At 61.3% G+C, this 15658-nt stretch carries 17 protein-coding genes and 3 pseudogenes; 15 read left to right on the top strand and 5 right to left on the bottom strand.

Annotation, left to right across the window (positions count from 1 at the left end; genetic code table 11):
* Window positions 1-62 precede the first annotated feature (62 nt).
* The 4 genes from HDG32_RS03330 to HDG32_RS03315 all read left to right on the top strand — a co-directional run bounded on the left by HDG32_RS03330 (window position 63) and on the right by HDG32_RS03315 (window position 4786).
* Complete coding sequence (locus tag HDG32_RS03330) at window positions 63-2654, top strand: circularly permuted type 2 ATP-grasp protein (RefSeq protein WP_260335512.1); 2592 nt, start codon at window positions 63-65, stop codon at window positions 2652-2654.
* Window positions 2651-3541, top strand: a complete 891-nt coding sequence (locus HDG32_RS03325; protein ID WP_184063158.1) for a transglutaminase family protein — start codon at window positions 2651-2653, stop codon at window positions 3539-3541. Before HDG32_RS03330 ends, HDG32_RS03325 begins: the two co-directional genes overlap by 4 nt.
* Before the next feature lie 183 nt (window positions 3542-3724).
* The gene (locus HDG32_RS03320; protein WP_311539342.1) at window positions 3725-4330 is read left to right on the top strand and encodes a hypothetical protein; all 606 of its coding nucleotides are present in this window, start codon (window positions 3725-3727) and stop codon (window positions 4328-4330) included.
* A gap of 45 nt (window positions 4331-4375) precedes the next feature.
* Window positions 4376-4786 (top strand): hypothetical protein, encoded by a 411-nt coding sequence (locus HDG32_RS03315; protein ID WP_184063156.1) that lies wholly within the window; start codon window positions 4376-4378, stop codon window positions 4784-4786.
* Here the strand turns inward: HDG32_RS03315 and HDG32_RS03310 are convergent.
* Window positions 4776-5374, bottom strand: a pseudogene (locus tag HDG32_RS03310) (DUF72 domain-containing protein); the annotation flags it as partial. The gene HDG32_RS03315 and the pseudogene HDG32_RS03310 sit on opposite strands and share 11 nt — an antisense overlap.
* Window positions 5375-5393: 19 nt before the next feature.
* The gene (locus tag HDG32_RS03305) at window positions 5394-5609 is read right to left on the bottom strand and encodes a hypothetical protein (RefSeq protein ID WP_184063435.1); all 216 of its coding nucleotides are present in this window, start codon (window positions 5607-5609) and stop codon (window positions 5394-5396) included.
* Between the two features lie 39 nt (window positions 5610-5648).
* On the opposite strand from HDG32_RS03305, the gene HDG32_RS03300 reads away from it, so the two are divergent.
* The 5 genes from HDG32_RS03300 (at window position 5649) to HDG32_RS03280 (ending at window position 8982) form a co-directional block, all read left to right on the top strand.
* The gene (locus HDG32_RS03300; protein WP_184063421.1) at window positions 5649-5888 is read left to right on the top strand and encodes a hypothetical protein; all 240 of its coding nucleotides are present in this window, start codon (window positions 5649-5651) and stop codon (window positions 5886-5888) included.
* 206 nt (window positions 5889-6094) lie between these two features.
* Window positions 6095-6505 carry a hypothetical protein gene (locus HDG32_RS03295; RefSeq protein ID WP_184063154.1) on the top strand — a complete coding sequence of 137 codons (411 nt, stop codon included), beginning with the start codon at window positions 6095-6097 and terminating at the stop codon, window positions 6503-6505.
* Between the two features lie 39 nt (window positions 6506-6544).
* Window positions 6545-7264, top strand: coding sequence for a M35 family metallo-endopeptidase (locus tag HDG32_RS03290; protein ID WP_184063152.1), 720 nt, complete (start codon window positions 6545-6547; stop codon window positions 7262-7264).
* Window positions 7261-7791 carry a hypothetical protein gene (locus HDG32_RS03285; RefSeq protein ID WP_260335511.1) on the top strand — a complete coding sequence of 177 codons (531 nt, stop codon included), beginning with the start codon at window positions 7261-7263 and terminating at the stop codon, window positions 7789-7791. The genes HDG32_RS03290 and HDG32_RS03285 overlap by 4 nt, the downstream gene beginning before the upstream one ends.
* A 963-nt stretch (window positions 7792-8754) precedes the next feature.
* Window positions 8755-8982: a hypothetical protein gene (locus tag HDG32_RS03280; protein ID WP_260335510.1), complete on the top strand. Its 228-nt coding sequence runs from the start codon at window positions 8755-8757 to the stop codon at window positions 8980-8982.
* Between the two features lie 228 nt (window positions 8983-9210).
* Here the strand turns inward: HDG32_RS03280 and HDG32_RS03275 are convergent.
* A pseudogene (locus tag HDG32_RS03275) lies at window positions 9211-10063 on the bottom strand (beta-ketoacyl-ACP synthase II); the annotation flags it as partial.
* A 198-nt stretch (window positions 10064-10261) separates the two neighbouring features.
* On the opposite strand from HDG32_RS03275, the gene HDG32_RS03270 reads away from it, so the two are divergent.
* The 3 genes and pseudogenes from HDG32_RS03270 to HDG32_RS03260 all read left to right on the top strand — a co-directional run.
* Window positions 10262-10447 (top strand): hypothetical protein, encoded by a 186-nt coding sequence (locus tag HDG32_RS03270; RefSeq protein ID WP_184063148.1) that lies wholly within the window; start codon window positions 10262-10264, stop codon window positions 10445-10447.
* A 181-nt stretch (window positions 10448-10628) separates the two neighbouring features.
* On the top strand, window positions 10629-11096 hold the full coding sequence (locus HDG32_RS03265) for a universal stress protein (RefSeq protein WP_184063146.1): 468 nt from the start codon (window positions 10629-10631) through the stop codon (window positions 11094-11096).
* Between the two features lie 148 nt (window positions 11097-11244).
* A pseudogene (locus HDG32_RS03260) lies at window positions 11245-11322 on the top strand (transposase); the annotation flags it as partial.
* Between the two features lie 30 nt (window positions 11323-11352).
* Here the strand turns inward: HDG32_RS03260 and HDG32_RS03255 are convergent.
* A complete protein-coding gene (locus HDG32_RS03255; protein WP_184063144.1) occupies window positions 11353-12285 on the bottom strand; it encodes a LysR family transcriptional regulator in 933 nt (310 codons plus the stop codon).
* A gap of 87 nt (window positions 12286-12372) precedes the next feature.
* Here HDG32_RS03255 and HDG32_RS03250 point away from each other — a divergent pair, with 87 nt between their 5' ends.
* Together HDG32_RS03250 and HDG32_RS03245 are read left to right on the top strand one after the other, a co-directional pair.
* Window positions 12373-12906: a hypothetical protein gene (locus tag HDG32_RS03250; RefSeq protein WP_184063142.1), complete on the top strand. Its 534-nt coding sequence runs from the start codon at window positions 12373-12375 to the stop codon at window positions 12904-12906.
* Window positions 12907-13179: 273 nt separating this feature from the next.
* Window positions 13180-13992, top strand: a complete 813-nt coding sequence (locus tag HDG32_RS03245) for a DUF4377 domain-containing protein (protein ID WP_311539336.1) — start codon at window positions 13180-13182, stop codon at window positions 13990-13992.
* A 58-nt stretch (window positions 13993-14050) separates the two neighbouring features.
* On the opposite strand, the gene HDG32_RS03240 is transcribed toward HDG32_RS03245, so the two are convergent.
* The gene (locus tag HDG32_RS03240; RefSeq protein ID WP_184025141.1) at window positions 14051-14341 is read right to left on the bottom strand and encodes a hypothetical protein; all 291 of its coding nucleotides are present in this window, start codon (window positions 14339-14341) and stop codon (window positions 14051-14053) included.
* 110 nt (window positions 14342-14451) lie between these two features.
* Between HDG32_RS03240 and HDG32_RS03235 the strand changes: the two genes are divergently transcribed.
* Window positions 14452-15417, top strand: coding sequence for a GlxA family transcriptional regulator (locus HDG32_RS03235; RefSeq protein ID WP_184025144.1), 966 nt, complete (start codon window positions 14452-14454; stop codon window positions 15415-15417).
* The last annotated feature ends 241 nt before the right edge of the window (window positions 15418-15658 follow it).

Here is a 15658-nt window from a genome sequence, read left to right as displayed (position 1 = left end):
CGCATCACTGACAGCAAACGACCTTGGCCTTTCAATCGACTTTGCCCTTCGAAGCGTCCGCCATGCCGGCGGACGCTTCGTCCCTGTTGCGATTGCTGCCGGGTCATGACGGACATTGGGACGAGCTGCGCGACGCGTCGGGCGCGCTGCGCGAGCCCTGGCGGCAGTTCTTCGCACTGCTCGACGAGGACGGCGTGGCGCGGCTCGCGGACCATCACGCGTCGATCGCGCAGCAGATCCGCGACAACGACATCAGCTACAACGTCTACGCGGACAACGGCAAGTCACGGCCATGGGCGCTCGACCTCCTGCCGTTCCTGATCAGCGAGGCCGAGTGGGCGCACCTCGAGCGCGGCGTCGCGCAGCGCGCGCATCTGCTCAACGCGATCGTTGCCGACATCTACGGACCGCGGACGCTGCTCGAAGATGGCCGACTGCCGCCCGCGCTGGTGTTCGGCCATCCGGGCTATCTGCGTTCGGTGAAGGGCTTCACGCCGCCCGGCGGTCAGTATCTGCAGGTCGTCGCGCTCGATCTCGCGCGTACGCCGGGCGGCGAGTGGAGCGTGATCGCGCATCGCACCGAGGCGCCGTCCGGTCTCGGCTACGCGCTCGAAAACCGCCTGATCGTGTCGACGCTCCTCGCGGAGCCGTTCCGCTCGCTGCGCGTGAGCCGGCTCGCGCCGCTCTATTCGCAACTGATCGCGACGCTCGTGCAGGCCGCGCAAGCGACGATGCGCAACGAGGAAAGCGCCGACGCGTCACCGCATATCGCGCTGCTCACGCCTGGGCCGTACAGCGAAACCTATTTCGAGCATGTGTTTCTGGCGCGCTATCTCGGCGTCACGCTGGTCGAAGGCAAGGATCTGACCGTGCGCGGCGACCGGCTCTATCTGAAGACCCTGGCCGGCCTCGAACGCGTGCACGTCGTGCTGCGCCGTCTCGACGACGCATTCTGCGACCCGATCGAACTGCGCGCCGATTCGACGATCGGCGTGCCGGGGCTGTTGCAGGTGATGCGCGCGGGCAATGTGATCGTGTCGAACGTGCCCGGCTCGGGGTTCGCCGAGTCGCCGGCGTTGCACGGTTTCATGCCGGGTATCGCCGAAGCGTTGCTCGGCGAAGAGCTGCTGCTGCCCGGCGTGCCGACCTGGTGGTGCGGCGAACGGGCCGCGCGCGAGCATGCGTTCGCGCATCTCGACGACGCGTTCATCGTGCCGACCTGGCCGCTCACGGGACGCGACACGCCGCCCGGCATCGAAGGGGGCAGGCAGCCGCTCGCGACATGGCGCGAGCGCATCGACGCGTTGCCCGACGCGTTCACGATCCAGCAGGAGCAGCGCTTTTCCTGCACGCCGCGCTTCGAGGAGGGCACGATCGGCGGAAGGCCGTCGGTGCTGCGCGTCTATGCGATTGCCGACGTCAACGGCGGCTGGCACGTGATGCCGGGCGGTTTTACGCGCATGGCCGCGGAGCGTCAGACCACGGTATCGATGCAGCACGGCGGCAGCAGCGTCGATACCTGGGTGCTGTCGAGCCAGCCGAGCTCGACGTTCACGCTGCTGCCTTCGCCGATGCAGCCCGCCGATCTCACGCGCAAGCATCGCACGGTATCGAGCCGCGCCGCGGAGAACCTGTTCTGGGCGGGCCGCTACGGCGAGCGGGCGGAAAACAACGTGCGTCTGCTGCGGCTGATTCTCGGCTCGCTCGAAGGCAACGACGCCGATTCGATGTTCGCGACGCTGGTCGAACTCGCGACATGGTGCGGCCTCGTGCAGTCGGGCGACCTGGCGTCGCCGCACGGGCTGCCGTCGCCGCAGACGTTCGAGCGCGCGCTCGTCGCGAATCTCGGCGAGAGCGCGGGCAGCGTCAGCATCAGCCAGAACCTCAATTGCCAGGCGCGCGCGAACGGCGAGGTGCGCGGGCGTTTGTCGAATGATCATTGGCGCATGATCCTCGCGGCGCGCAACGACTTTCAGGACGCGTTGCAGGAATTGCTGCCGGCCGTGGACGCGGGCAACGGCGGTGCGGGCGCCGCGAGTAGCGGTAGTGCGTTCGATCGCTACGACCGCGTGACGCTCGCAAATGCGCTCGAGCGTCTGTCGGTGCAACTATCGGCGATCAGCGGCGCGCAAGGCGACCGCATGACGCGCGATGAAGCGTGGCGGCTGCTGTTCGTCGGGCGTCATATCGAACGCGTCGCGACGATGGCCGCGTTCATGCGCGGCGTCGCCGTGAACGGCCAGCTCGCGACGCCGGCCGGCTTCGATCTGCTGCTGCAAATGTTCGACAGCACGCTCACGTATCGCTCGCTGTATCCGGGACGTTTCGAAGTACCGGCGCTGCTCGATCTGCTCGTGATCGAACCGCATAATCCGCGTGGCATTTATGGCGTGTACGAGCGCCTGCGCAACAAACTCGACGAGATCGCCATCGCGGCGGGCAGCGTGCGGCATCGGCCGTTCGCGGAGCTGCTGCCGCCCGTCGAATCGCTGCCGACGCTCGAATCGCTGTGCGAGGTCGACGAACAGGGCTCGTATGGCAAGCTGATTGCGCTGTGTGATCAGATCGGCGGCTTCGCCAACGCGGCCGCGCATGAGATCAGCGCGCGCTATTTCAGTCACGCGACCACGGTTGCCTCGCAGGTGTGGGCATGAAGAACGCGTCGACGGTGCTGTCTGTTTCGCATCGCACTGTTTACCATTACTCGACGTATGTCGAAACCGCGCAGCATCTGGCGACGATCCGGCCGCTCGCGTGTCCGTGGCAGCGTGTGATCTCGCGCAGCGAGCGCATCGAGCCGCAGCCGTCGTATCAGCATAGCCGCATCGACGCGTTCGGCAACGACGTGCTGTACTTCGCGCTCGATACACCGCACGAGCGCCTGCAGCTCGTCAGCGAAACCACGGTCGCGCTGACGCCGCGCTGGACCGACCTCGACGCCGAGGCCACCCCGCCCTGGGAGACGGTGGCCGAGGCGCTGCGGTTTCGCGTGGGCGGCGCGTTCCGTGCCGAGGCGGAGTACTGCTTCGCTTCGCCGAATATTGCGCTACGGCCGTCGCTGCGCGCGTATGCGTTGCCGAGCTTCACGCCCGGCCGGCCGCTCGTCGCGGGCGCGATCGATCTGATGCATCGGATTCACGAGGACTTCGCGTACAAGCCGTCGGCGACGCTGTTCGATACGCCGGCCGAACGCGCGTTTGAGCTGAAGAGCGGCGTGTGTCAGGATTTCGCGCAGGTGATGATCGGCTGTCTGCGCTCGCTTGGCTTGCCCGCACGCTATGTCAGCGGCTATCTGCGCAACGATCCGCCGCCGGGACACCCGCGCCTGATTGGCGCGGATGCTTCGCACGCCTGGGTGTCGGTGCATTGTCCGGCTAGCGGCTGGATCGATCTCGATCCGACCAATGACGTGCTCGCCGATCTGGATCATGTGACGCTCGCGATCGGGCGCGATTACAGCGATGTGTCGTTACTACGCGGGACGATTCTCGGCGGCGGCGCGCATCGGATGGAAGTCGGGGTGACGGTGCTGGAGTTGTGATTGCGGGCGCGGTTCGGTGCCGGTATTGGACCGAGGTCGGCCAACTATTCGCCCCGCAACTCATTGTCGAGCAGAACGCGAATAAAGCCGAATCGCGTTGACTGTCTGTGGCCCGGAACGCTGATCGACCAGCTACGATTATTGGCCTTCTCGCGCAATTCAGGCTCCGCTAGAAGTCCTGCTGTGACTGTCGAGGAAAGACACGAACGCCGCAACCTGCTGGAGCTCATGATCCAGATCGGCGGACAGCATCGCTGGCTACATAGCGACATTCGATGGAGTAAATATCGCACCATGAGTAGACAACCGATTTTGCGCGGTGGCCTTCTCGCGGCATTGCTTGCCGTGTGGTTTTGCTTGGGACGCCCGGTTATTGCTTGTACTATCGGAGAGGTAGCGGCTATTGAGTTGCCATTCAACACGGTTGAACTTTCAAAGGAAAATCGGCGCGCAATCGCAGAGGCGGTGGAAGAGGCAAAGAAGTGGCCTGACGTGCAGATTCAGGCGATTGTGATGGCCGGTGCATATATTGGCGAGCACGATCTTGACGTCTTGCAGGAGCGCCGCGGGGAAAACGTGCAAGCGTATTTGAGGAAGCTCGGTATCAGAAGTGAGAATATCTATATCGTGCCGAAAACTCTTACGGATGGGTTCGTGGTGAAGCGGGCTGACGGTGAACTAGCTGTCCGCCAGATCGAAGTCGAGTTGCATCCGATCTGTAAAGGTAGCTGCGCATGGATGTGCAACGATCCAAGAGTGACCCCACGCACCAGGGTTATCAACACGTAAGCACACGAATAGGGTCCGGCCTCGGCGGGGCCTTTTCATTCCAGCGTGAAACAGAATCACAGATCGCGCGCCGAGACATGCAGCGACCGGGCACCACCACGACCGAGCATAGGCGATATCACCGATGAACTCGATGTCGGTCAGCACGAAGCCGTTAGGACCCATCCAGCTCAGTTCAACATCCTGCAGCGGCGGCAGCGGTTGCGTATCTGCCGAGCCGGATTGCTGGAAGCTCGCCACCTTGCTGGTGCGCTTGTATTGCGCGGACTGTTCGTGATTGATGGTTACGTCGCCGCTTACGGGCTCGGCAGCTTCGATATCGCGTTTGTGCCGGTCTTCGCCGCGCTTGCGCATCGGTGGGTGGCAAGTACTCTCATGGGCTTCGTAATGGCTATCAGGATCAGGAATTCTCGGCACGGGGACAGCGCGAACAATTCCGGCGCCTTTACCGCGTGACTTGCAGAACCCCCATCATTGTCACAGCGTTTCGCCGCGCGATATCGCGATAGCAGTTGTTGAACAGGACGTGTGTGCGCGCCGTGCGCCCCGCAATGTCCTCAATCGGTGGCGCGAGTTCGCGAAGATCGTCGTCGCTATAGTCATGGTTGAACCGTTCCGCCGCCGACTCGGCGCCGCTCAATGTCGACGCGTTGCGGCCATGCAGCCGTACGATCGCGAGTTCGGGCGACGTCGCTTCCCAAACTGAGTGCGCGCGCTTCGTCACGCCTTCCGGCGCACCGACAATCACGTGAACGAACCCGCGTTCACGCTCCATCGCAAGGGTTGACTCGCGGTGCTTATCGCTGAACCGGCTCTCGTGCCGAAATTCGAACGCGGTCACAAACGGGTGCATGCGCTCGGCGCAGTGCTCGACGTGCCTCATCGCTTTCGGTACTGCGGTTATCCAGTTCGGAAACTGGAATAGCACCGCGCCGAGTTTGCCCGCCACACGTGCAGTGGCTGCAGGGCCGCAAAGAAGCGCGCCCACAGTTCCTCGATAACTGGCGGCGGTACATCCTTGTAATAGAGATTCTTCTTGCCTGCTAGGCCATGCTGCCCCCGTTCATGCCGCAGGAAAAAGGAATTCGCTGGATGAGTGCCAGGGTTTGCTGAACTCGAAGGCGTGGAATTCATTGGATTGCAGGGCATGCCCATCGTGACCAAACCCGCCAGAAAGCAGCAATCTCCCTCCCGTCTCGCTGTAGACGCTCTCCAGTATGAACGCCTCGCGCTTGCCGCCTTCCATCTTTGCGACCGGCAGGGGCAGCAACTCCGACATCTGATTACACTTGCGACCTCGATGTTCAGGAGTCTTGCTGTGACTGTCGAGGAAAGACACGAACGCCGCAACCTGCTAGAGCTGATGATCCAGATCGGCGAGAACTACCACGCGACCAACCGCTGCGATCAGGAACTGTTCACGGTGCTTGCGCTCGACGCCAAGGGGCTTCCTAACCGCCAACTGACACCGGCGGACGCGGCAGCGATTCTCGCTGACGCTGCGCAGGGCGCGAACGGGAAACTGGCGGCTATGGACGCCTCATGGACAAAGCACTAACCGGCGTCGATGACTTACGGAAAAAGCGGCTCAATGCCGCTTTTTTTGTTGACGGTGATATTGGAAAACTGCACCTGAAAATGAGATAGGCAGAGCAATTGTGAAATTCCGTCAAAACGGTTTTATCTCGAATTAAAGTAATTGACCGTGTCACGTTTTGGACGGTTAATTCGTCGGGTGTGTTCCGGAAAATCAGCAGAGGTCAGATGGAACAACAGAAACAGGATGAAACCGGGGGCAAGGAAGAGTGCCAGCTTTGCCGTATCACCTATTCAATCTACTCTAACTTTCCGCGAATGCCATCCGCGATGGCGCTCAACGCCGAAACCGGCGAATGGTTTCCGTTCGATAGGCTGAAGTCGTATTCGAACGGTTACGACATGGCTGAAGCCCTGGGTTACGCATGGGCGTGCGATTGTCGCGAGCGTGCCCCCAAGCGGTTCAATGAGCAGTTCGAGCTAAGAGACTCCACCGGCAAGCGACAGACGGGGGTGCGTTACCGGATACGCGTCGGTTCGAGGGTCATCGCGAAAGGTGTCACCGATTTTCAGGGGCGTACCCAGCGTGTTTCGACAGATAACGCAAAGCAGGTGTCTATCGAAGTTGCCGGGCCATAGCGGTGGACAGCAGGTAAGTCTCTTATCACGGGAGAGCAGATGACAAATGAATTCTTGAACAAAAATAGCCAATACCTCAAGACCGACGAGAATGAAGAATGGACCGAGATCGGCACAGCCATTACCAATACAACTCCTGGGTCAATATCCAATGTCGTAATCAATACGACGCCTATCTGTCCAAACATGAGCAACAAGGAATTCCGAAAGGAGGTCATGCGTGCCCGCGATATTGGTGTGGAGTTGGTCAAGCGACGCATCGAGGGTCTGGCGCGTTGGGACGAGAAGGAGCGGGCGCGCGTGACAACTTTCTTTGCCCGCGCAGACGACGCTACAAAAAAGGTACTGAGCGATGGACTGCCGCGATTGCTCGCGGCCATGCAGCAGCTAGTGCCAGAAAAGATCGTACGATTTGACAGTGAAACGAATAGGATGCTGTCGTGTGTACCCAAGCCGGATTCGGGTAAGAATCACGCCGCGGTCTGTAAGCCAGATTCGGAAAAGCGGGTTATTGCTATCTATTCCGCGTTTTGCGGCAGTCCATTTGGCCAATTGTGGAAACCGTGCAAAATAAAAACAATAATCCACGAATGTACGCACTTCACGGATACGTTTAATTCGCGAGACGAGATCTATGTCGATACGGAATCCGGGGCGCGAATATGGGCGGAAAATCATCGAGAAAAGGCGATTCGAAACGCGGATAGCATAACCGGATATATAGCAACTTTCGATAAAGACGTAGAGGAAAAGAAATGAGCTTTCGCTACCGCACACTTGTCGCTGTGCTTAGCTTATGCGCTGGTCTTTGCGGACCAGTTTTCGCAGAACAATCAATCAACGCCGTGGCGAAGCATAGGCCATCCAGCACTGGATGTCGCTTCGTGGAGCACGTTGAACTGCAATTGCCGTTCAACACCATTGCGCTCTCGAAGGATAACCGGCTGTCAATCGAAAAGGCTGTGAAAGAGACGAAGAAATGGCCGGACGTGAGGATTCAGGCAATTGTAATCGCTGGCGCATATATCGGCGAGCGCGATCTGGATATCTTGCAGGATCGCCGTGGCGAGGTGGTGAAAGGATATCTGAGGAAACTTGGAATCCCGAGTGCAGACATATATGTAGAGCCTAAAACTTTGACCGATGTGTTTGCGCAAAAACTTCCCGATGGTAGCACTCGTGTTAGTCAAATCGAAATCGAATTAAGTCCGATTTGCAAGGGTAGCTGCGAATGGATGTGCGACGATCCACGGCTTTGGCCACCTACCACGCCTACCAACCCGTAAGCACACGAACAGGGCCCCGCCTCGGCGGGGCCATTTGAAGGTAGATCACGCAGGCAAGCGGCACCACCACGACTGGGCATAGGCGACGTCACCGATGAACTAGATGCCGGTGAGCACAAAGCCGTTTGGCCGCGAGTGTCGCAAAATGGCCGAACTGAGCCGGACCATCAGACATCGTCTGCCCGACCAAGTCCAGACTTCTACACCTGAAGAACTCATTGGCTGTTCGCTTGGGTTGCGAAGACTTCCATGGGGAATTCAGGCAATGGCGCTTCGTTCACCGCGCAGCGAACGCCTGCATCCATTCCAGTCTTCAGCCGAATGCCGCAGCAGCAGATGACCAAACATCACTACTTTCGGCGCGTAAACCGCATTGGGCGCAGCGGTAAAAGCTTCGGCCGTCAGGGGAGCTTCCCAGTAACATCTGGCCAAGACATGATTGGCAGCAATGTGCCGGTGGGCGACATCCGCGTCAGTCTAGCGATTTCGCGCCGGCAATCAGGCCATCAAGTATCTTCGCCGTGGCTTTGCGGTCCGGATAGGCCCTGCGATTGCTGCTCCCACCGGGTGACTACATCGAGGCGGCGAAAACCATAACGCTGTTCAAGTGCGTCGAGCGTGGCGCAGCGGCGCAGGTCGTCAAAAAGCAGCGAGGACTCACGGAGATTCGATGCACGCGAGCGCCGGCAGGTGGCGGCGCCAGTGCTTCTGTTTTCTTCCGATCACGTGCACGAGTCGTAGTCACGCACTCCGACGGTTCGGTCCATTGGGTAGCTCGTCCGGATACATCTGTTCGGCCGCCAGCCTTGGGACGATCCTCGGCGGCGGCGCGCATCGGATGGCACTGGGGATAACGGTGTTGAATTTGCGATGGCGGGTTCAGTTCGTCGCCGGTATTCAAGTCAGTTCAGACATAATGTAGAAAACGTCGCCGGAGTTCACCCGCTCATGAAGTCTCGTTGCTTGGCAGCAGTTCTCGTCGTTCTCGCTACCGGCTGCACATCGACTCCGGCGAACAATCAGCCGGCGGTCGATACGAACGCCTACATCCTGCACGTTCCAGACGGCGCACCGTCCACTGACTCCACGTCAAGACCACCGAGACTCACTGTCGGCACCAGCTATTCCGACACGCAACTTATTCTGCCTTGGTTCCTCAACGACATCATCAACTTCGTCAACTATCGCTAGTCCGGTGCGCGGGGGCACTCGGGTGACGAGATCACTTTCGGGGTTCCTTCGCCTATCCTTACACTGAGAAATCCTTCAGGCACGCTTTGCGGGAACGGGCGCAGCACCCGATTTCATTTGGCGAACGTGGATGGACACGCGATACTTATAGGCCGTAGTACCCTTCGCAGACTCGGTCAATGGCGGCCGGGCCTGCGTTCGAGCTCTTTCTTCAACTCGCAGCCAGGATCAAAGCCGACGGAATACCAGGCTGGCATTGACGCCCCCAAAAACCAAAGCCATTGGAGATCGCATATTCCGTCGATATCTTGCGGGCCGATCCGCTGACAATGTCGATGCCTTCCGCTGTCGGAACAGGCCGTGTCAAGTTGAGTGTAGGAGGCGCAAGCTGGTCACGCAGCGCAAGCACGGTGAAGATTGCTTCCACGCCGCCAGCCGTCCCAAGCAGATGTCCTGTCGAGGACTTGGTGGCTGACACGGCGGGACCTCGACCTATTCCAAATATAGCCTTTATGGCAGCCAGCTCACTAATGTCGCCTACCGGCGTGGACGTCGCATGGGCGTTCAAACGCCCGATCAGCTTTGGTTCAAGTTTCGCCTGCTGGATCGCCAGTTCCATCGCTCGTCATCCGCCGGCACCGTCTTCGGGCGGAGACGTCATATGGTGTGCGTCGGCGCTCGTGCCATAACCGAGCACTTCCGCAATCGGAGCGGCGCCTCGCCGCAATGCGTGCTCCAGTTCTTCTATGACGAGCATGCCGGCACCTTCTCCCATGACAAAGCCATCTCGTCCAGCGTCGAACGGGCGGGATGCCTGTCTGGGATGGTCATTAAAGCCCGTGGACATGGTTCTTGCGGCGGCGAATGCCCCCAGGCTGACTCGATCGATGCAGGCCTCCGCTCAGCCACACAGGGCAATATCGGCTTCGTCAGCACGAATCAGGCGTGCTGCGTCGCCAATGGCCTGTGCGCTGGCAGCACATGCAGTAACCGGCGCGCCGAGGGGACCACGAAAGCCGTGGCGGATGGATATTTGGCCAGCTGCCATATTGGCCAGGAAACTGGGAACGGTGAAAGGTGAACGCGGAATTTTCCTCGGGATGCCCGCTTGCGTGCACCGCCAGCGGCAACAAAAGGCGCGCGGGGCGATCCTGCGGTTAGCGTGGCTAGAAACAGCGGGCGGGTGTGACAGTAGTGCTGGCGTGACAGCGCGTATGACTCAAATCGGCCAGGTGAACTATCATGGTAGAAGCTGCATTTATCAGCGCAGGAGCACATCATGACCTCCAATCCATCCGCTGAGCCGACCGGCACCTCTCTCGACCCCGCGCAAACTTCCGCCGGCAAGACTCGCCAGCCCGATCCGAAGGGCCTGAAAAATCCGACCCCAGACGACCTTCCTAACGCCGACGCGGCAGAGCCCGAGCCTCACGAGCACCTCCCGTCCAGAAGCGACGACAACTGATTCAACACAGCCGGTGCCGACGTCGTCCGCATGACAATCCACGCGGCAGGTTCGCGAGTGGATCGCGCATGCTTTCGCGCCGACGCCTTGAAGTCGGGGAGCGCTCGCGGTTCACGCAAATGGCTCGATGCATTTCGTCCAACAAAGTCACGGCCCAGTTTGAACCGCACAGGAGCAAATCATGCAGAACGTGCTGGTAGGTTATGACGGGTCGGCGTCCGCGCAACATGCCGTTGCTTTCGCGGTCGATCTCGCGAAGCGTTTCGACGCGCGCTTGCATGTGCTCGTCGTCGCGCGCACGCCGGACTGGGGTGCGATAGAAGTTGAGCGAAAAAATCTGATCGATCTGGAAGTGCGCCATGCCACCGCGATCCTCGACGACATGAAGGCGAAGCTCGCCGCTTCGATCGGGGCCGTGGAGTTCGATCTCGTGGTCGGCCCGCCGGCAAAGGAGATCGTGCTGTACGCGGAGCGGCATGCTATCGACCATCTCGTGGTGGGGCATCGCGGACATACGCCGTTCGATCGCTGGCTGATCGGTTCGGTCGCCCGCCAGGTGCTCGCCTACGCGCCGTGCGCGGTCACCATCGTGCGCGATCCGGCGACGATGAAAAAATCGCGGCATGAGAGCGAAGCACCATCGGCATAAAATCCGCAAACTGCTGCAGATGATGGGCTCAGGACAAACGCGACCGATTTCGCAAGCTGGAAGCAGCTTGAGCGTAGAGACGCAGAGAACGCTTGCGTTAACGAACAAAAGCTCGCATGGCCGCGCCTATCAGCTCGCTGCCGAAACGCCGGAGCTCATGATTCGCATGCTGATCGTGGGTTACTGCTTCGGTGTCCGGTCCGAGCGACGGCTATGCGAAGACCTTTGAGCTTCCCCGACGACATCATCAACTTCGTCAACTGTCGCCAGGCATCGAGCGCGTCGCGCGGCTCTTCACATGATCGATGAACGCACGCAGCTTCGGCATGATCTGGCGGCGGCTCGGATAGTAGAGAAACACGCCCGGGACCATCGGCGCGTACGCCTTCAGAACGTGCAGCAGCTTTCCCGTTCGCAACCCCTCGGCGGCCATCGGCTCGGGTAGCTGGGCAAGGCCAACGCCTTCGATCGCCGCGCCCAGCACGCTCGGAAAATCGCTGGCGATGAAAGGACCGGAGACGGCGATCTCGATCGGCTGGCCGTTATCGTTGAACGACCACAACGCGAGCGCGCCGCTGGAGCGCCGCCAGCGAATGCATGCATGCTCGCGCAGATCGTCCATTTGCTCGGGGCGGCCGCGCGCCGCGAAATAGGCAGGACTTCCCACGACGACAAAACGGAACGGTGCCGTGAGCGGCACCGCGACCATGTCGGCGGCGACGAACTGGCCGAGCCGGATGCCGGCGTCGAAGCCTTCCGTCGCGAGATCGATCAGCTCCTTGCTGGCCGCTATTTCCACCTCGACCTCGGGATTGGCCTTGCAGAATGACGCGATCAGCGGCTCCAGCAGGATCGGCACGACTGCACGCGGCACGGAAAGACGCAACAGGCCGGACGGTCGCTCGCCGAGTCCGCGCGCCACCTCGCTGGCGGCGACGAGTTCCTCGAAGGCGGGCTTGGCCCGAGCGAGAAAGCGCTCGCCGGCTTCGGTCAAGCCGACGCTGCGCGTGGTGCGGATGAAGAGCGTCGCACCGAGGCGGGCTTCGAGCACACGCACCGCCTGACTGACGGCCGACGGCGTCACGCCCAGTTGCGCGGCGGCCCCGCGAAAACTGCGATGCTCGGCAACGCTGAGGAAGACTTCGACGCCATCGAGCGCGCCCTGCCTGACTGTGAAGTTCTGCTTCATAGCCTGTCAACATTGTGAGGAATAGTCACCCGCGCGAGACGATGGTACACCTAACACCTGCGCGTCCACCTTTCGACAGGAGGCATCATGGCACCGCGGCTTCTCTTTCAGTTGCATCTCGTTCTGGGCTATGTCGCCTGGCTATTGTGCTTCGGCACCTACGTCTGGCCGAAGCTCAAGTCGATGGCTCCATTCGACGCGCAACGCGCGATCGCCACGTTGCACAGCTTCCGCTTCTTCGGGCTCGCCTTTCTGTTGCCTGGTGTCGTCAGTCCGCAACTGTCCGCGAGCTTCGCCGTGTTCGCCGCCTATGGGGATTTCGCCACGGGGGTGCTGGCGATGCTGGCGTTGCTGACGGCCCGGATACGTCCGCTTTTCTGGTCGTTCGTCGTCGCTTTCAATCTGGTTGGTATGGCCGACCTGATCATCGACTACTACCACGCAACCGCGGCCGATCTGCCCGCGCATGCAGGCGAGCTGGGCGCCTTGTACGCGATTCCGATCATCTATGTGCCGACGCTGGCGATCACGCATGTTGCCGCCTTTTATCTGATGTTGCGCCCTCGGCTGAAGCGGCGTCACGCCCGTCCTTCCGTCGGCCGTGACATTTCCCAGGCGTAGCCTGCCGCACTGGCCGCAGTTCGGCCACGTAACGAGGAATCCGATCAGCATCGAGCGACGTTTTTACGCCTTCCACCTGCGTTATGCTGTCGGTCGTCGAGTCGATGCTCGCGGCCTGAAAGAAGCAGGTGCGCAAACCCGGCCTGATGCGGCCGGGTGGTACCCTTCACCGGCACTTCCGGCTTTCGTGCATGCGACCTGCTTCTCGCGTCCCTTGGCCCGACGACGCGAGCAAACGCCCGGAACGACCACTGAACTCAGCGAGGTGCCGACGTGAAATACTGCATGCTATTTCTGCCGCTCGTTCTCGCCGCCTGCGCACAGGCACCGGAAGTGACAGCGCCGGCGCCATCGGCAACCACTGCGGCCGCCAACCCGGCGTCGCCGACCGGCACCGATCTGTTGACCCGATACCACTGGCAACTGAACAACGCGATCGATCGCAATGGCACGCACATCGATGCCCTGTTCGTCCGCCCAGACAGGCCAGTGCAGCTCGACTTCAGTCCGTACCGGATCACCGTCGTCAATAGCTGCAACAGCATGGGAGCGGGTTACACCGTCAGGAAAGGGTATTTGCAGATCGGCCCGATGGTCAGCACGATGATGGCCTGCCACGATGCCGCGCTTGCCGCACTCGACGATGCGATCTCGCAGCGTGTGCGCGGCAGCGTCAACGTGACCCTGCTCGCGCGGGACAACGCGCCGAGCCTGCAACTGGTCACCGATAGCGGCGACACGCTGAGCTTTAGCGGTGTGCCCACGGCCGAGACGCGCTACGGCGGCCCCGGTCAAATAGCGTTCCTTGAAGTGGCGGCGCAACCGGTGCCGTGCAACCATCCGTTGATGCCGAACGCGCAATGTCTGCTCGTGCGCGATCGCTTCTTCGACGAGCAGGGCCTGGCGACCGGCACGCCTGGTCCGTGGCACCCGTTGAATCAGGATATCGAAGGCTATACGCACACGCCGGGCATCCGTAACGTCGTGCGCGTGAAGCGTTTCACAGTCAGGAACCCGCCTGCCGATGCGCCGTCGGTCGCTTATGTGCTGGACCTGGTCGTCGAATCGGAGAAGGTCGGGCAGTAATGCTTCTTCAAACGGGCCGCCAGGCACATTGGCGGCACGGCTCCCCACCAGCGTGACTTCACCCCTTCTGAATCAGCCGCCCCAGCGGCGCGAGCGGTCCCACCGGCAGGTATTCATACTTCATCAGCCCGTCAGCCACGAGCGGCAAAGCGTTGAGTATTGCCTTGGCCTCGTCGACCGACCCGACGTTCATCAGGAAAATCGGTCCGGCCTTGTCGCGGAACCAGAACTGCTCGACCTTGCCGTCGAGATAAAGCTGGAGCGTGGCCGGCACCTCGTGGGGCATGTGCTGCTGGAGCTTGTCCGGGGTGAGGGTCGGTTGTGCGGTTGCGATGGCGAAAACTTTCATCAGTGACCTCCTGGGTCGACGTTGGTTGCGATGTACAACGGGGCTCACTGTAGCCCTCGGTCGGGAAAAGCTGTATCGTCGCAAATGACAACTTTAGGGTCATTTACGCCATGCGCATCGCCGTGCTCGCCTTGCAGGGGCTGTTCGACACCGGTCTCACCGTCATGCTCGACGCGTTCTCGCTCGCCAACCGGTTCGCGGCCGCGAAGATGGGCGGTCGGCCGCACTTCGAACTGTCGGTCGTCGGCGTGCGCAAGAAGGTTCGCTCAGGGCAGGGGCTGACCATCCCCGTGCAAGCGATCACCGCGGACCTGAAGCCGGACTGGGTGATCATTCCCGCGCTCAGTACCGGTACGCCGGAGCAGCTGGTACCCGCGCTCGAGCGGCCGGACGTGCGCGACGCCAGGGTGCAAATGCTGGCATGGCATGCACAGGGCACGTTGATCGCCGCGTCGTGCATCGGCACGTTCCTCGTCGCGGAAACCGGACTCCTCGATCATCGCGAAGCGACCACGACCTGGTGGCTGGGTCCATTGTTCCGGCAACGCTATCCGGCCGTGTTGCTCGACGAGTCGCGCATGCTGGTGCCATCGGACGTCGGTGTGACTGCGGGCGCGGCGATGGGGCATCTCGATCTCGCGCTGTGGTTGATCCGCCGCGCGAGCCCCGAGCTGGCTACGCTCGTGTCGCGCTACCTGCTCGCCGACCTGCGCTCATCGCAGGCGCCGTACATCATCCCGAACCATCTGGCTCAGGCCGATCCGCTGATTCAGCGTTTCGAGCGATGGGCGCGCGATCATCTGAAGGAAGGGTTCTCGCTGCAGCATGCTGCGGCCGCACTGGCGACGAGCGCGCGTACGCTGCAGCGTCGTTGCCAGGACGTGCTCGGCAAATCGCCATTGGCTTACTTTCAGGATCTGCGTGTCGAGTATGCGCAGTCGCTGCTGCATGGCAGCGGCCTCGGCATCGACGCGATTGCGGCCGAGGTCGGCTATGTCGACGGTGCCACGTTGCGCACGCTGTTGCGCCAACGGCTCGGCAAAGGCGTGCGCGATCTTCGTGCGGATCTGCGTTGAAGGCTATAGCGAGCGCGGCAGCGAAGCCGATTGCAAAGTCGACTCTTACGCGCTTTCCGGATCGCAACCGACGATTGAATGTGCTGGCCGCCTGGCTGCAATGCATGCCGTGGCCCGCCGGCGGCTCGCGGCACGCCGCTTGCTATGCACCGCATTGCCGTATACCTTCGCGCCCCACATCCACCAGCGCAGACGCGGCGTGCGAGATGAAGCCGACTCGTGCGACCGCGTCTCCAAATCA

This window comes from Paraburkholderia sp. CI2 (genome assembly GCF_014201055.1).
Classification (GTDB): domain Bacteria; phylum Pseudomonadota; class Gammaproteobacteria; order Burkholderiales; family Burkholderiaceae; genus Paraburkholderia; species Paraburkholderia tuberum.
This window is presented reverse-complemented; position numbering and strand designations above follow the sequence as displayed.

What these genes read in the sequence shown, in the direction of transcription:
- HDG32_RS03330 (WP_260335512.1), top strand. Translation starts at nt 63, where the DNA reads ATGCCGGCGGACGCTTCGTCCCTGTTGCGATTGCTGCCGGGTCATGAC.
- HDG32_RS03325 (WP_184063158.1), top strand. Translation starts at nt 2,651, where the DNA reads ATGAAGAACGCGTCGACGGTGCTGTCTGTTTCGCATCGCACTGTTTAC.
- HDG32_RS03305 (WP_184063435.1), bottom strand. Translation starts at nt 5,609, where the DNA reads ATGTCGGAGTTGCTGCCCCTGCCGGTCGCAAAGATGGAAGGCGGCAAG.
- HDG32_RS03295 (WP_184063154.1), top strand. Translation starts at nt 6,095, where the DNA reads ATGGAACAACAGAAACAGGATGAAACCGGGGGCAAGGAAGAGTGCCAG.
- HDG32_RS03290 (WP_184063152.1), top strand. Translation starts at nt 6,545, where the DNA reads ATGACAAATGAATTCTTGAACAAAAATAGCCAATACCTCAAGACCGAC.
- HDG32_RS03285 (WP_260335511.1), top strand. Translation starts at nt 7,261, where the DNA reads ATGAGCTTTCGCTACCGCACACTTGTCGCTGTGCTTAGCTTATGCGCT.
- HDG32_RS03270 (WP_184063148.1), top strand. Translation starts at nt 10,262, where the DNA reads ATGACCTCCAATCCATCCGCTGAGCCGACCGGCACCTCTCTCGACCCC.
- HDG32_RS03265 (WP_184063146.1), top strand. Translation starts at nt 10,629, where the DNA reads ATGCAGAACGTGCTGGTAGGTTATGACGGGTCGGCGTCCGCGCAACAT.
- HDG32_RS03255 (WP_184063144.1), bottom strand. Translation starts at nt 12,285, where the DNA reads ATGAAGCAGAACTTCACAGTCAGGCAGGGCGCGCTCGATGGCGTCGAA.
- HDG32_RS03250 (WP_184063142.1), top strand. Translation starts at nt 12,373, where the DNA reads ATGGCACCGCGGCTTCTCTTTCAGTTGCATCTCGTTCTGGGCTATGTC.
- HDG32_RS03240 (WP_184025141.1), bottom strand. Translation starts at nt 14,341, where the DNA reads ATGAAAGTTTTCGCCATCGCAACCGCACAACCGACCCTCACCCCGGAC.
- HDG32_RS03235 (WP_184025144.1), top strand. Translation starts at nt 14,452, where the DNA reads ATGCGCATCGCCGTGCTCGCCTTGCAGGGGCTGTTCGACACCGGTCTC.